Source organism: Streptomyces sp. NPDC050439, assembly GCF_040655335.1.
Lineage (GTDB): Bacteria > Actinomycetota > Actinomycetes > Streptomycetales > Streptomycetaceae > Streptomyces.
The window spans coordinates 684218-699327 of the sequence record NZ_JBFAJT010000005.1 but is presented as its reverse complement, the minus strand read 5'-3'; the positions used below and the strand labels follow the sequence as shown (position 1 = coordinate 699327).

Genomic DNA, 15110 nt, shown 5'->3' with positions numbered 1-15110 from the left:
GCGCGTGATGGGCTCGGTAGCATCAAGCACCGGCCCGGACGGAGCACGCCGTCGTCCGCTCACCGCCGGTCGGAGCAGCCGGAGGTGCCCATGAGTGCGGAGGCTACAAACCCTGCGATGTCTGGCCCCGTGACGCCCGGAGCCCAGCGCAGGCGCGGTCGTCCGCGGCTTGACCTGCGAAGGCTCGGCCGGGCGGCCCTCCTGGGGCCCGCCACGCGGGACCGGTTGCCGGACGCGATCGGCCATGTGGCGGAAGCCCACCGCGCCCACTACCCGGACGCGGATCTGGAGCCCCTGCGGCGCGCGTGGGTCCTCGCGGAGTCCTCCCACCGCGGTCAGATGCGCAAGAGCGGTGAGCCGTACATCACACACCCGCTCGCGGTGACCCTGATCCTCGCCCAACTGGGCGCCGAGACAACCACCTTGACCGCGTCCCTGCTCCACGACACCGTCGAGGACACCGATGTGACGCTCGATCAGGTGCGCACGGAATTCGGCGACGACGTCTGCTATCTGGTCGACGGCGTCACGAAGCTGGAAAAGGTCGACTACGGAGCGGCCGCCGAGCCCGAGACCTTCCGAAAGATGCTCGTGGCCACCGGCAACGACGTACGCGTCATGTCGATCAAGCTGGCCGACCGTCTGCACAACATGCGCACGCTCGGCGTCATGCGCCCCGAGAAACAGGCACGGATCGCCAAGGTGACGCGGGACGTCCTCATCCCGCTCGCCGAGCGCCTCGGCGTACAGGCGCTCAAGACCGAGCTGGAGGACCTCGTGTTCGCGATCCTCCACCCCGAGGAGTACGCCGAGGTCGAGAGGCTGATCGCGGCCAACGCGGCCGACGGCGGTGACCCGCTGGAAGGGACCGCGGACGACGTCCGCGCGGTGCTGCGCGAGGCGGGCATCGCGGCCGAAGTCCTCATCAGGCCACGGCACTACGTCTCGGTCCACCGGGTGCACCGCAAACGCGGCGAGATGCGCGCGGCCGACTTCGGACGGCTCCTGGTCCTGGTGAACGAGGACGCGGACTGCTACGGAGTGCTCGGCGAGCTGCACACGTGCTTCACGCCGGTCGTCTCGGAGTTCAAGGACTTCATCGCCGTACCGAAGTTCAACCTCTACCAGTCGCTGCACACGGCCGTGGCCCGCCCGGACGGAGAGGTCGCCGAAGTCCTCATCCGTACGCACCAGATGCACAAGGTCGCCGAGGCAGGCGTCGTCGCGCTGCGCAATCCGTACGCTCCTCCTTCGGAGGAGCAGTCCGACGCCGCCACCGAGGCCCCTTCCGACCCCGAGGACGCCGTGGAGGGCGAGCGCGCCGACCCGACAAGGCCCGGCTGGCTCTCCCGCCTGCTCGACTGGCAGGAGGCGGCCCCCGACCCGGACACGTTCTGGTCCACCCTGCGCGAAGACCTCGCCCAGGACCGCGAGATCGCCGTCTTCCGCCCCGACGGCGGCACCCTCGGACTGCCCGCGGGCGCGAGCTGCGTGGACGCCGCCTACGCCCAGTACGGCGAGGACGCCCACGCCTGCATCGGCGCACGCGTCAACGGACGCCTCGCGACGCTGAGCACGGTCCTGCGGGACGGTGACACGGTCCAACTGCTCATGGGGCAGGACGCGGCGTCCGGGCCCTCCCGCGAGTGGCTCGACCACGCCCGCACGCCCGGCGCGCGTATCGCGATCCGCCGCTGGCTCACCACCCACCCCACGCCCGCCGCACCGGCCCCGGCCCCCGAGAAGACGACGCCCCCGCCGCAGGCCGCCGAGTTCCCCCGTCCCGCGGAGGCGAACGCCGTGGTGGACAGGGAAGGCGCGACCGTACGCCTCGCGGGCTGCTGTACGCCGGTGCCGCCCGACGAGGTGACCGCCTTCGCCGTGCGCGGCGGGGTCGTCACCGTGCATCGCGTCGAGTGTCCGGCAGTCGCGCGCATGAAGGAAGTGGGGCGTGCGGAGGTCGGCGTGCGCTGGGGAGACAGCGCGGAGTGCCGGGTCACCTTGATCGCCGAGTCGTTCGGGCGGGCGCATCTGCTGGCCGACCTCACCGAAGCGATCGCTCTGGAGGGCGTCGAGGTCATGTCGGCGACCGTCGAGCCGCCGAGCCAGCAGCGCGTGCGCCACACGTACACGCTGCAACTGCCGGACGCGGCGCACCTTCCGGGACTGATGCGCGCGATGCGTGCGGTGCCCGGGGTGTACGACGTCAGTCGCGCCCAGCACCCGGCGGCAGCCACTCCGTAGGAGTCGACTCGGGCCGCCGACGTCGCATCGGCCGCCTACTGGCGACCCGTTCGAGTGGCATGACGCGCGCCGACACCGGTGGGGAAGGTTCGCGCTGATAGCGGTAGTTCATGCTGCTCACCCCCCGGGTCAAGGCCTCGCGGCCGAGGACTCTCCGCATCGCGACCGCGCTCCTGGCCGCGGCCACCTCCGCCACCCTGCTCGCCGCGAGCGCGCCGTCACCGGCCAAACCGCTCGGCATCGGCGACCGCCTCTTCCCGCACCTGGGCAACCCCGGGTACGACGTCCTGGCGTACGACATCGCCTTCACCTACCGCGGCGACAACAAGAAGCCGCTCGACGCCGTCACGGTGATCGACGCCCGTGTGAGCGAGCCGCTGGAGCGGGTCAACCTCGACTTCGCCCACGGCAAGGTCCGCTCCGCCGAGGTCAACGGCGCCCCCGCCCGTTTCGAGACCACCGGCGAGGACCTGGTCGTCACGCCGGCACGGCCGCTGAACCAGGGCGAGCGGATGCGGGTCACGATCCGGCACACCAGCGACCCCGCGCCCACGAAGAACCAGGACGGTGGCTGGGTGCCCACCGCCGACGGGCTCGCCATGGCCAATCAGGCCGACGCCGGGCACCGCGTGTTCCCGTGCAACGACCACCCCGCCGACAAGGCACGCTTCACCTTCCGCGTGACCACTCCGAAGGGGCTCACCGCCGTCGCCAACGGCCTGCCCGTCGCCACGGCGCACCTGGGGTCCACCACGACCCGGGTCTTCCGCACCCACCACCCCATGGCGACGGAGCTGGCGCAGGTGTCCATCGGCCGCTCCACCGTGGTCCACCGCTCCGGGCCGCACGGCCTCCTCGTACGCGATGTGGTGCCCACCAAGGACCGCAAGGCGATGGAGCGCTGGCTGAAGAAGACCCCGGACCAGATCCGCTGGATGGAGGAGAAGGTCGGCCGCTACCCCTTCGAGGCGTACGGCGTGCTGATGGCACAGGCACGGACCGGCTTCGAACTCGAGACGCAGACCCTCTCCCTCTTCGAGAGCGACCTCTTCAAGCGGCCCGAGTTCCCCGAGTGGTACGTCGACTCGATCATGGTGCACGAGCTTGCGCACCAGTGGTTCGGCGACAGCGTGAGCCCGCGGTCCTGGTCCGATCTCTGGCTCAACGAAGGGCACGCCACCTGGTACGAGGCCCTCTTCGCCGAGGAGAAGTCGAAGAAGCCCCTCCAGAAGCGCATGCGTGAGGCCTACCGCCGGTCGGACAGCTGGCGCGCTGCGGGCGGACCGCCCGCAGCGCCGAAGGGACCCGCGCCGGGCCAGAAGATCAGCATCTTCCGGCCGGTGGTGTACGACGGCAGCGCGCTGGTGCTCTACGCCCTGCGGCAGGAGATCGGGCAGGACGATTTCGACCGTCTGGAGCGCGATTTCGTGCGCTCCTACCGGGACGGGAACGCCACGACCGCGGACTTCGTGCGGCTCGCCTCGTCGACCGCGGGCCGCGATCTGAGCGGCTTCTTCGACGCCTGGCTGTACGGCGCGAAGACGCCCCCGATGCCGGGCCACCCGGACTGGCGTAAGGCGGCTCCGGCAGGGAAATAACCGGGGTGACGAGACGGGCCGTCCCGTGCAACCATCTTCAGGTCGGCGCCGCTGCGGCTCCGGGAAAACCCCTCGGGGGGATCTCAGGGCCCGCACCGGCCGGCCCGGGGAATCTCGGGGCGGCCCCGAGCGTTGACCCCTATGAAGAATCCCATCGACGTAAGGATCCAATGACCTCCTCTTCTTCCCCTTCCCAGGACGCGCAGAGCCTCGCGCAGAACTACCCCGAAGGTCTTCGGGCCGATGCCCTGATGGAAGAGGACGTCGCCTGGAGCCACGAGATCGACGGAGAGCGGGACGGCGAACAGTTCGACCGCTCCGAGCGCGCGGCCCTGCGCCGCGTCGCCGGACTCTCCACCGAGCTCGAGGACGTCACCGAGGTCGAGTACCGCCAGCTCCGTCTGGAGCGAGTCGTGCTCGTCGGAGTGTGGACCTCGGGCACAGTGCAGGACGCGGAGAACTCGGTCGCCGAGCTGGCCGCACTCGCCGAGACGGCGGGCGCGCTCGTGCTCGACGGAGTCATCCAGCGCCGCGACAAGCCCGACCCGGCGACGTACATCGGATCCGGCAAGGCCCAGGAGCTGCGCGACATCGTCCTCGAGACCGGGGCGGACACCGTCGTGTGTGACGGTGAGCTGAGCCCCGGCCAGCTGATTCACCTGGAAGACGTCGTCAAGGTGAAGGTGGTCGACAGGACCGCCCTGATCCTCGACATCTTCGCCCAGCACGCCAAGTCCCGAGAGGGCAAGGCGCAGGTCGCCCTTGCCCAGATGCAGTACATGCTCCCGCGCCTGCGTGGCTGGGGTCAGTCGCTCTCCCGTCAGATGGGCGGCGGCGGGTCCAGCGGTGGCGGCGGCATGGCGACCCGTGGTCCCGGTGAGACCAAGATCGAGACGGACCGCCGTCGGATCCGCGAGAAGATGGCGAAGATGCGCCGGGAGATCGCGGACATGAAGACGGGCCGCGAGATCAAGCGCCAGGAGCGCAAGCGCAACAAGGTGCCCTCGGTCGCGATCGCCGGTTACACGAACGCGGGCAAGTCCTCCCTGCTCAACCGACTCACGGGCGCGGGCGTCCTGGTGGAGAACTCTCTGTTCGCCACCCTCGACCCGACCGTGCGCCGGGCCGAGACGCCGAGCGGCCGGATCTACACCCTGGCCGACACCGTCGGGTTCGTGCGGCATCTGCCGCACCACCTCGTCGAGGCGTTCCGCTCCACGATGGAGGAGGTCGGCGAGTCCGACCTGATCCTGCACGTGGTGGACGGTTCGCACCCGGTGCCGGAGGAGCAGCTGGCCGCCGTGCGCGAGGTGATCCGTGATGTGGGCGCGACGGACGTGCCCGAGATCGTGATCGTCAACAAGGCGGACGCGGCCGATCCGCTGGTCCTCCAGCGGCTCCTGCGCAACGAGAAGCACGCGATCGCGGTCTCCGCGCGCACGGGCGCGGGCATCGAGGAGCTGCTCGCGCTGATCGACACCGAACTGCCCCGGCCCGAGGTCGAGATCGAGGCCCTCGTGCCTTACACGCAGGGTCAGCTCATCTCGCGGGCGCACGCCGAGGGCGAGGTGCTCTCCGAGGAGCACACCGCCGAAGGCACGCTGCTCAAGGCGCGGGTACACGAGGAACTGGCGGCGGATCTCACGCCGTACGTGCCGGTCGCGGGCTGAACGCAGGCCCGTAAAGGCGCCGTTCACGCGGCACGCATGACGAAGGCCCGCCCCCTCCTGCAGGGGGCGGGCCTTCGCCGTGTCAGATGCGAGGTGCGGCGGTCGTCGTCCGCCGCGCGGCTACTTGGAGCCGTACTTCTCGCTCATCATGTCGTAGACCTGCTCGGCACCCTTGCCGAGCTGCGGTCCGGCCAGCCAGGTGTTCTCGGCCGGGCCGATCGAGGTGTTCGAGACCAGCTGCGTCTTGCCGCCCACCATCCGGAACCAGCCGCCACCGGACGAACCGCCGGTCATGGTGCAGCCGATGCGGTACATCGTGGGCTGGGCGGAGGTCAGCGAGAGACGGCCCGGCTTGTCGATGCACTTGTGCATGATCTGGCCGTTGTACGGGGGAGCGGCGGGGTAGCCCCAGGCGCCCATCGAGCTCACGCTCTGCGTCGACGGCACCGAGAAGTCCACCGCGAGCGCGTTGCCGACCGTCTCCTCGAGGGACTTCGAGCCCTGCTCAGGCTTCACGTGCATCACGGCGTAGTCGTACGGCGCACCGGCGCCGCCCGAGGAGGCGCCCTGGTCGATCCACTCGGCGGAGGTCGAGACCCAGTCGGCCCAGTACTGGCCGTAGGGGGCGACTTCCTGCGGGGCCGCGTTGCTCAGCTCGGCCTCGGACTTGCCGAGGTCGTTGTAGGCCGGCACGAAGGTGATGTTGCGGTACCAGCCGCCGGCGGAACCGGCGTGCACGCAGTGGCCCGCGGTCCACACGAGGTTGGACTTGCCGGGGTTGCGCGGGTCCTTCACGACCGTGCCGGAGCAGACCATCGAGCCCTCGGGGGAGTCGAAGAAGATCTTCCCGACCGGGGCGGCGTTATCGGTGTACGGGGTCTTCTCGCGCTTGGCCTGGACCGGAGCCGGCTCGGGGTCGGTCGCACCCTGGTCGGAAGGTGCGTCCTTCGCGGCGATCGTCTTGTTCGGGTCCTTGGCCTTCGTCATCCGCTCGGGCTTCCAGAGGCCCTCGATGACGGGATTGACGAAGTCCTTGGACTCGCGGAGCCAGTCGTCCTTGTCCCAGTTCTTCCAGGCCCCGTCCTTCCACTTGTCCGGGTCGATGCCGTGGTCCTTCAGCTTGTCGGCGATGTCGCCGGGCAGCTTGGCATCGGAGCCCGTGTCGGTGTCGGAACCCTTGTCGGCGCCCTGCGCGGTGTCGGAACCCGCCTTGTCGCCGGCTTTGTCGTCGCTGGGACCGCAGGCCGTGGCGGTGAGTGCCAGAGTCGCGGCGAGCCCGGTCGCGGCGAGTGCGAGACGTCGCCCGCGACTGCGCGCGAAGGGCGCACGAATGGAACGCATGCTGTTGTAACCCCCGAATTGAACGCGTGATTGCTGCAATTGCCATGTACTTGTCATGTGCGGCCTGGGGGGCTCCGGGAGCCCCTGGCCGACGCAACACCTCACTATGCCTGTGAGATTGAGGACGAATGACGGCGGGGTCGTGAAGGTTTGCGGCGACCCCGCCGTCGTACATCAAGCGCCGTTACGTCCCGGCCACTACGTGGTGGTCACTTGTCGGCGTACTTCTTGCTCACCGCGTCGTAGATGCCCTTGGCGCCCTTGCCGAGCCGCGGACCCGCCAGCCAGCCGGCCGTCACCGGGCCGATGGAGGTGTTGGACACCAGGGCGGGCTTGCCGTCCGAGCCCTTGGCGACCCAGCCACCGCCGGACGAACCACCGGTCATCGTGCAGCCGATGCGGTACATCGTGGGGTCGGGCTTGCTGATCGAGAGCCGGCCCGGCTTGTCGGCGCACTGGAACGCCTTCTGGCCGTCGAACGGCGGAGCCGCCGGATAGCCGGTCGCCGTCATGTCGGCGATCTGCGGCACGGCCGGTGCGTTGAAGTCCACCGGGAGCGACGAACCGACCTGCTCCTCGAGGGACTGGCCCTCGCTGCCCTTCTCAGGCGTGACGTGGATGACCGCGTAGTCGTACGGCGCGCCCGTGCCGCCCGTCGGGCCGCCCTTCTCGATCCACTGGTCGGAGGTCTGTGCCCAGTCACCCCACCAGACGCCGTGCGGAGCCACCTCTTCCTTGGGGGCGTTCTCCAGCTCGGCGGCCGACTTGCCGCTGTTGTTGTACGAGGGCACGAAGGCGATGTTGCGGTACCAGCCGCCCTTGGCGCCGGCGTGCACGCAGTGTCCCGCGGTCCACACCATGTTGGACTTGCCCGGGTTCGCCGGGTCCTCGACGACGGTGGCCGAGCAGACCATCGAGCCTTCGGGGCCGTCGAAGAACAGCTTGCCCGAGGCCGGAGCGCTGGCGTCGTACGGCGTCTTCAGGGCCGCCGCCTCCACCGGCTCGGGCGTCGGGTCGGTCACGCCCTGGTCACCGGAGATGTCGTTCTCCTCGACACCGCGGTCGGGGTTCTTGTCCGCGTCCCGCATGCGGTCCGAGTCCCAGAGACCCTCGATGATCGGGTTGACGTAGTCACCGGCCTCGCGGAGCCAGTCGTCCTTGTCCCAGTTCTTCCAGGCCCCGTCCCGCCACTTGTCCAGGTCGATGCCGTGCTCCTTGAGCCGGTCCTGGAGGTCCTGCGGGAGCTTGACCTTGCCGTCGTCGTTGCCGCCGTCGGCGGGCTGGGAGGCGGCCGGATCGTCGCCCGCGTTGTCCTCGCTCGGGCCACAGGCCGTCGCGGTCAGAACGAGTGCCGCGCCGATGGCGACAGCGGCCGCCACGGGGGAGGTCCTGCCGCGCGCGCTCTTCCCACGACGAGCGGTATTGAGCGGGCGTATGGGTCGCATAGTAGAGATTCCCCCTGGGCTTCGAGATCGTTCACATGCCGGACACCGCGTGCGACACGGGCGTTGAGCACCGTAATCGCGTGGCGCTGCGCACCCCTGCCGCGGATGAACGGCACCCCACACTATGCCGGTGCCATAGGGGACAGCCGACGGAACGGCAACGGTTCCGTCACGGCAAGGATCTTCCGATTACCCGTGTTCCTCCGCAGCCCCCGTCGTTGGTACGTACGGGGGAGTGGCTGCCTGTGTTCATCTCCCCTGCCAACTCGTCGGCGCGCTCGCCCAGTTCGCGTGGGAAGCGCCCATTCCCAGCGGGAGGACCAACAGTCGTGGCCGTGACCGAGCCGGCGCCCGCGGCGGTTTCCGCGGGACCCTCCGCTTCCGTCGCTTCCGTGGGGCACTCCGCAACACATGAGGGGATCCTGCGACGCCAGTCGGCGCGCGAGTCGGCGGCGCGCACCTATGCGCGCGCCCTGCCGATCGTTCCGGTACGCGCGCGCGGGCTGACCATCGAGGGCGCCGACGGACAGCGCTACCTCGACTGTCTCTCGGGCGCGGGGACCCTGGCCCTCGGGCACAACCACCCCGTCGTGCTCGAAGCGATCAGAAAGGTCCTCGACTCGGGGGCGCCGCTGCACGTCCTCGACCTGGCTACGCCCGTCAAGGACGCCTTCACCACCGAGCTCTTCCACACGCTGCCCCGCGAACTCGCCGACCGCGCGCGGATCCAGTTCTGCGGCCCCGCGGGCACGGACGCGGTGGAAGCCGCGCTCAAACTCGTGCGTACGGCGACCGGGCGCGACGGCATGCTCGCCTTCACCGGCGCCTACCACGGCATGACGGCAGGAGCGCTCTCCGCATCCGGCGGCGCACCGGACGTACGCGTGGCCCGCCTGCCCTACCCGCAGGACTACCGCTGCCCGTTCGGCATCGGCGGTGCGGACGGCGCCGAGATCGCGGCCCGCTGGACCGAGAACCTCCTCGACGACACCAAGTCGGGTGTGCCCCGACCGGCCGGGATGATCCTCGAACCGGTGCAGGGCGAGGGCGGTGTGAACCCCGCCCCCGACGGCTGGATGCGCCGGATGCGCGAGATCACCGCCGCACGCTCCATCCCGCTCATCGCGGACGAGGTCCAGACCGGCGTCGGGCGCACCGGCACCTTCTGGGCCGTCGAGCACAGCGGTGTGATCCCGGACGTGATGGTGCTGTCCAAGGCCATCGGCGGCAGCCTGCCACTGGCCGTCGTGATCTACCGCGACGACCTCGACGTCTGGCAGCCCGGCGCCCACGCGGGAACCTTCCGCGGCAACCAGCTCGCCATGGCGGCGGGCGCGGCCACCCTCGCGTACGTCCGTGAGAACGGCCTCGCGGAACGCGCGGGAGTCCTGGGCACCCGCATGCTCTCCCAGTTGCGGTCGCTCGCCACCGAACACCCCTGCATCGGCGACGTACGCGGCCGAGGCCTGATGATCGGCGTCGAACTCGTGGATCCCGCTGCCGCGAGTGTGGTCGACCCCGCCGCTCCCGGTGAAGTGCCACCGGCTGGTCCGAGTGGCACAGGCACCCCGCACGGTGTCCTGAGCCGCGCTCAGCGACCACATCCTCCCGCGCCCGAACTCGCCGCGGCGGTGCAACGCGAATGCCTGCGCCGCGGCCTCATCGTCGAGCTGGGCGGACGGCACTCCAGCGTCGTACGCCTCCTTCCTCCTCTCACCATCACGGACGAGCAGGCGGCCGCGATCCTCGACCGCCTCTCCGACGCGATCTCCGCGGCGGCGCGTCCGCACCACGGATAGCCACACCGGACCCGGGCCGTCCCGCGGACGGCCAAGAGACAACAGCACAGCTCCAGCCCGTCGCCCCGGAGCCCGAACGACTTCACAAGGAAGCTCTCTTGAACGCCACCCCCGCATCCGACGGTCCACCCCACCCCCACGTGCCAGGCACGTGCGGCAAGCAATCCTCGCTGGTGGCGGAGCCCGGTACGGTCCCCAGGCAGCAGGGAGGCCTGCAGACCGAGCAGCTGCGAGGCGCGACCGCCGATCTCCTGGAACACCCCGATCCGCACACCGCCGCGCAGGTGGCGGCCATCGAGAACCTCCTGCGCTGCTGGGTACGCGAGAACGACTTCCCCGCCCCCGAGCACGGCGTCCTGCGTATCCCGCTCAAGGCCAGCGGCACCGCCCTCCTTGTCCCCGTCTACTACTGGTCGGCCACCGGCTGGCACCGCTTCGGCCTCCCCTATCTGGAAGACGGCCCCCAGAGCGCACCCCCGGCCGACGCCGTCACCGTGGCCGCCTTGTTGGGCCGCGAGACGGGTCAGCGCAGTGGGGCCCGGGATTCGGAGGATGAGCCGGTTCAGGAGGGTGCGCCCGGCGCGGACGGTGAGTCCGGCCGCACCAACTCCGGCAGCGACGCGGGCGCACTCACAGGCACAGCCACCGGCCCCGCCGGTGACGGCGCGGATGACGGTGAGCGGGTCGAGGGCGGGGACCTCGTCGGCCGCGTCGCGGATTCGGTGCGCCGCACCGCCACCTTCATCGCCGACCGCCGGAACAACCCCGGCGACGAGCCCGACCTCTTCCTCGCAGCAGAACAGTCCCTGCTCCTCGGCCACCCCCTTCATCCCACCCCGAAGAGCCGCGAGGGGCTCTCCGACACCGAATCCCGGCTCTACTCACCGGAGTTGCGCGGAGCCTTCGCGCTGCACTGGCTCGCCGTCGACCCGTCGGTGCTCGCTGCCGACTCGGCCTGGACCGAGCGTGGCCGCACCCTCCCGGCCGAGCAGCTCACCGCCCGCCTCGCGGGCCCGGACCTCCCGCTGCCGGAAGGCCACGCCGCCCTGCCCCTGCACCCGTGGCAGATGCGTGAACTCAGGCACCGCCCCACGACCGCCGCTCTCCTGGAAGCCGGCCTCCTCCGGGACCTCGGCCCGCACGGCGCACCGTGGTACCCCACCTCCTCCGTGCGCACCCTCTACCGCTCGGGCGCCCCGGCCATGCTGAAGCTTTCGCTCGGCCTGCGCATCACCAACTCCCGTCGTGAGAATCTCCGCAAGGAACTCCATCGAGGCGTCGAGGTCCACCGACTGCTGCGCAGCGGCCTCGCCGAGCAGTGGCAGGCGGCCCACCCGGGCTTCGACGTGATCCGCGACCCGGCCTGGCTCGCCGTGACCGGCCCCGGCGGCGAGCCCGTGACCGGGCTCGACGTGATGATCCGGCACAACCCCTTCGGCCCCGGCGACGACGCCACCTGCATCGCCGGACTCGTCTCGCCCAGGCCTTCGCCGCACGCCACGGGGCATGACCGCCCACCGATGCGCTCCCGGCTCGGCGAAATCGTCACCCGTCTCGCCGGACGGACGGGCCGCCCCCGAGGAGCCGTCGCCACGGAGTGGTTCCTGCGCTACCTGCGGAACGTCGTGCGCCCCGTGCTCTGGCTGGACAGTGAGGCAGGCGTCGCCCTGGAAGCCCACCAGCAGAACACCCTGCTGCTGCTCGACTCCGACGGCTGGCCCGTGGGCGGTCGCTACCGTGACAACCAGGGCTACTACTACCGCGAGTCCCGACGCGCCGAACTCGACCGCAGGCTCCCCGGCATCGGCGAGCACAGCGACACCTTCGTCTCCGACGAGGTGGCGGACGAGCGCTTTGCCTACTACCTCGGCATCAACAACGTCCTCGGGCTCATCGGAGCCCTTGGCGCCCAACGACTGGCCGACGAGCGACTGTTGCTCGCCGCTTTCCGCCGCTTCCTCGGCGACATGGTCTCCGGTCCGGCCGCGCTGAGTACTCCGCTGCCTGCCCTGCTGCTCGACTCACCCGTCCTGCGGTGCAAGGCCAACCTGCTGACCCGCCTCCGTGGTCTCGACGAGCTCGTGGGCCCCGTCGACACCCAGTCCGTCTACGTCTCCATCGCCAACCCCCTTCATTCCTGAGGAACATGACCCGCCTTTCCTGAGAGGAGCGACGCCGTGCCTCCGCCTCCCCCCGATGCGAGCACCGACGCCGGTACCGAATCCGTCGCCGAACCCGCCGCTGAGTCCTGTTCGGCCGACAGGGCAGACATCCAAGACACCTTGGACCTGCGCCTCCCGGACGAACTCATCGCACTGTTCGGCGCGAGCGCCGTGGACGGCGCGAGCGGCGCGGCCGCAGCGCCGGGTGCGTACGCCGGACGCATCGGGGGCGACGCGCGCACGGCAGTCCGTGCCCCGGCCCCGACGGCCGCCTCGTCGGCCGACGACCTGCTCGACAACGTCGCCGACTGGGGCCCCGCGACCACCTCAGCCGGTGTCTTCCAACTCGTCCCCGTGTGTGTCGAACGCGACCTCCCCCTCATCAGCCGGTGGATGAACGACCCTGCCGTGGCGGCATTCTGGGAGCTGGCCGGCCCCGATTCCGTCACGGAGGCGCATCTGCGCGACCAGATTGAGGGTGACGGCCGCAGCGTCCCCTGTCTCGGTGTTCTCGACGGCACACCGATGAGCTACTGGGAGGTCTACCGCGCGGACCTCGACGCCTTGGCCCGGCACTATCCGGCCCGCCCGCACGACACCGGTCTTCACCTCCTCATCGGCGGTGTCGCCGACCGTGGCCGAGGACTCGGCACCTCTCTGCTGAGAGCCGTCGCCGACCTTGTGCTCGACTGCCGCGCTTCGTGCGCACGCGTCATCGCAGAACCCGACCTTCGCAACACCCCCTCCGTCTCCGCATTCCTGAGCGCCGGTTTCCGCTACGCCGCCGAAGTAGATCTCGCCGACAAGCGGGCGGCGCTCATGGTCCGTGACCGGGCCCTGCGCGCCGTGCTCTGACCCGCTCACTCTTGGTACACCGCTCGACCTGATCCGGTTCCCTCCCTGAGGAGTCCCCGTGCCGAATCCGTCCGTCCCCCCGGCACCCCGAGAGCCGTCCGCTCTCTATGACCCGCCCGAGCTGACCTCGGAGAGGTGGGCGGCGGCCGGGCGCCGCCTCCTCGCCAAAATGGTCGGTGAGTTCGCTTATGAGGAGATCATCGAGCCGGTCCCCGCCGTCCCCGCCGCACCGGACAGCTACAGCCTCGGGCTCGACAACGACGCCGCCGCCGACAACGGCAACAGCGACGGCAACGAGCACAACGCATCCGCCGCAGGCGAGCCCGGCCAACCCCGCCGACAGACAGCCCCCCGCCTCCTCTTCCGCGCCCGCCGAGGCTCGTACGGCAGTTGGCACGTCGACCCGGCCAGCCTCGCCCTGGCCGAGGGCGACGGAGAACCGCTCCCCTTCAGCGACCCCCTCCGCTTCCTCACGCGGGCCCGCCGCACCCTGGGAATCGACGGCGCCACGCTCGGCCACCTCATCCGCGAGCTGACCGTCACCCTCACCGCCGACGTCCGGCTCGATCAGACCGCCCTCACCGCGGCGCAGCTCGCCGACCTCGGCTACGCCGAACTCGAAGGGCATCAGACCGGACACCCCTGGCTGGTCCTGAACAAGGGCCGCATCGGCTTCTCCGCCAGTGACGCCGCCCGCTGGGCTCCCGAGGCCCGCCTCACCGCACAGCTCCCATGGATCGCGGTCCATGCCGGCCTCGCGGCCTATCGAGGCGTCGCCGGCCTGGACACGGCGGAGAAGCTCTACGCACGCGAACTCGCTCCTGCTACCCGGGAGTTCTTCGCGGAGGTGCTCACAGCACGTGGTCTCGACCCGCACGCCTATCTCTACTTGCCCGTGCATCCGTGGCAGTGGGACGACGTCGTGCTGCCCCTCTTCGCCCCCTCCGTGGCCGAGGACGCGATCGTCCCGCTGCCCACCGACGGAGATCTGCGGCTGCCCCAGCAGTCCATCCGCACGTTCCTGAATCTGTCCCGTCCCGATCGGCACACCGTCAAGCTGCCGCTTTCGGTCCTGAACACCCTGGTGTGGCGCGGGCTCCCGACCGAGCGCACTCTCGCCGCCCCCGCCGTCACCGCATGGATGCACGCACTGCGCGACTCGGACCCGTTCTTGCGCGACGAGTGCCGCGTCATCCTGCTCGGCGAGGTCGCTTCGGTGACCGTCGAGCATCCTTTGTACGACGGCCTTCCTGAGGTCCCCTACCAATACAAGGAACTATTGGGGGCGATCTGGCGCGAACCGATCACCCGGTACCTCGCCCCCGACGAGCGCGCCCGTACGCTCGCCTCCTTGTTGCACACCGATCCGGACGGCAAAGCCTTCGTAGCCGAGCTGGTAGAGCGCTCCGGGCTCGCCCCCGAGGTCTGGCTGCGACACCTCTTCGGTGCTCTGCTTCCTCCGCTGCTGCAATTCCTCTACCGGTACGGCACCGTGTTCTCCCCTCACGGGGAGAACGCCATCGTCGTCTTCGACGACAAGGACGTCCCCGTCCGGCTCGCGGTGAAGGACTTCGTCGACGACATAAATGTCAGCGCCGAGGCCCTTCCCGAACACGCGTCGATGCCGGACGACGTCCGCGAGGTGCTGCTCACCGAACGCCCCGACTTCCTCACGCAGTTCATCCATTCAGGGCTCTTCGTGGGTGTCTTCCGCTACCTCGCCCCGCTCTGCCACGACCAGCTGGGCATCCCGGAGGCGGCCTTCTGGTCCCTCGTGCGCGCCGAGATCCTCCGGCATCAGGCGCGGGCCCCACAGCTCAAGGAGCGGTACGAGATGTTCGACCTGCTCACTCCACGCATCGAGCGACTGTGCCTCAACCGCAACCGACTGCACCTCGACGGGTACCGCGACCGTCCCGAGCGACCACACGCCGCCGTGCACGGAAGCGTCCCGAACCCTCTGTATCAGCCTTGATCGAGGGATTGTCAGTGGAGA

9 protein-coding genes are annotated in these 15110 nt (G+C 70.2%); 7 read left to right on the top strand and 2 right to left on the bottom strand.

Going from position 1 to position 15110, the window contains the following annotated elements; all coding sequences use genetic code 11:
* Positions 1 to 90: 90 nt before the first annotated feature.
* The 3 genes from AB0I66_RS24135 to hflX all read left to right on the top strand — a co-directional run bounded on the left by AB0I66_RS24135 (position 91) and on the right by hflX (position 5512).
* Complete coding sequence (locus tag AB0I66_RS24135) at positions 91 to 2244, top strand: HD domain-containing protein (protein WP_363209991.1); 2154 nt, start codon at positions 91 to 93, stop codon at positions 2242 to 2244.
* A gap of 110 nt (positions 2245 to 2354) precedes the next feature.
* Positions 2355 to 3842 carry a M1 family metallopeptidase gene (locus AB0I66_RS24130; RefSeq protein ID WP_363209990.1) on the top strand — a complete coding sequence of 496 codons (1488 nt, stop codon included), beginning with the start codon at positions 2355 to 2357 and terminating at the stop codon, positions 3840 to 3842.
* Between the two features lie 170 nt (positions 3843 to 4012).
* Entirely contained in the window at positions 4013 to 5512 is a 1500-nt protein-coding gene (gene hflX, locus AB0I66_RS24125; protein WP_363209989.1) for a GTPase HflX, read from the top strand.
* Between the two features lie 120 nt (positions 5513 to 5632).
* Here the strand turns inward: hflX and AB0I66_RS24120 are convergent, their stop codons facing one another.
* Both AB0I66_RS24120 and AB0I66_RS24115 read right to left on the bottom strand, forming a co-directional pair.
* On the bottom strand, positions 5633 to 6853 hold the full coding sequence (locus AB0I66_RS24120; protein WP_363209988.1) for a hypothetical protein: 1221 nt from the start codon (positions 6851 to 6853) through the stop codon (positions 5633 to 5635).
* Between the two features lie 209 nt (positions 6854 to 7062).
* A complete protein-coding gene (locus tag AB0I66_RS24115; RefSeq protein WP_363209987.1) occupies positions 7063 to 8298 on the bottom strand; it encodes a hypothetical protein in 1236 nt (411 codons plus the stop codon).
* A 392-nt stretch (positions 8299 to 8690) separates the two neighbouring features.
* Between AB0I66_RS24115 and AB0I66_RS24110 the strand changes: the two genes are divergently transcribed.
* The 4 genes from AB0I66_RS24110 to AB0I66_RS24095 all read left to right on the top strand — a co-directional run bounded on the left by AB0I66_RS24110 (position 8691) and on the right by AB0I66_RS24095 (position 15089).
* The gene (locus AB0I66_RS24110) at positions 8691 to 10097 is read left to right on the top strand and encodes a diaminobutyrate--2-oxoglutarate transaminase family protein (RefSeq protein ID WP_363209986.1); all 1407 of its coding nucleotides are present in this window, start codon (positions 8691 to 8693) and stop codon (positions 10095 to 10097) included.
* A 212-nt stretch (positions 10098 to 10309) separates the two neighbouring features.
* Complete coding sequence (locus tag AB0I66_RS24105; RefSeq protein WP_363210064.1) at positions 10310 to 12238, top strand: IucA/IucC family protein; 1929 nt, start codon at positions 10310 to 10312, stop codon at positions 12236 to 12238.
* 36 nt (positions 12239 to 12274) lie between these two features.
* The gene (locus tag AB0I66_RS24100) at positions 12275 to 13114 is read left to right on the top strand and encodes a GNAT family N-acetyltransferase (RefSeq protein ID WP_363209985.1); all 840 of its coding nucleotides are present in this window, start codon (positions 12275 to 12277) and stop codon (positions 13112 to 13114) included.
* A gap of 58 nt (positions 13115 to 13172) precedes the next feature.
* A complete protein-coding gene (locus tag AB0I66_RS24095) occupies positions 13173 to 15089 on the top strand; it encodes an IucA/IucC family siderophore biosynthesis protein (protein ID WP_363209984.1) in 1917 nt (638 codons plus the stop codon).
* Positions 15090 to 15110: the final 21 nt, after the last annotated feature.

Bases quoted from the DNA above. Each gene is read 5' to 3' on its own strand.
- AB0I66_RS24130 (WP_363209990.1), top strand. From the start codon at position 2,355: ATGCTGCTCACCCCCCGGGTCAAGGCCTCGCGGCCGAGGACTCTCCGC.
- AB0I66_RS24115 (WP_363209987.1), bottom strand. From the start codon at position 8,298: ATGCGACCCATACGCCCGCTCAATACCGCTCGTCGTGGGAAGAGCGCG.
- AB0I66_RS24120 (WP_363209988.1), bottom strand. From the start codon at position 6,853: ATGCGTTCCATTCGTGCGCCCTTCGCGCGCAGTCGCGGGCGACGTCTC.
- hflX (WP_363209989.1), top strand. From the start codon at position 4,013: ATGACCTCCTCTTCTTCCCCTTCCCAGGACGCGCAGAGCCTCGCGCAG.
- AB0I66_RS24135 (WP_363209991.1), top strand. From the start codon at position 91: ATGAGTGCGGAGGCTACAAACCCTGCGATGTCTGGCCCCGTGACGCCC.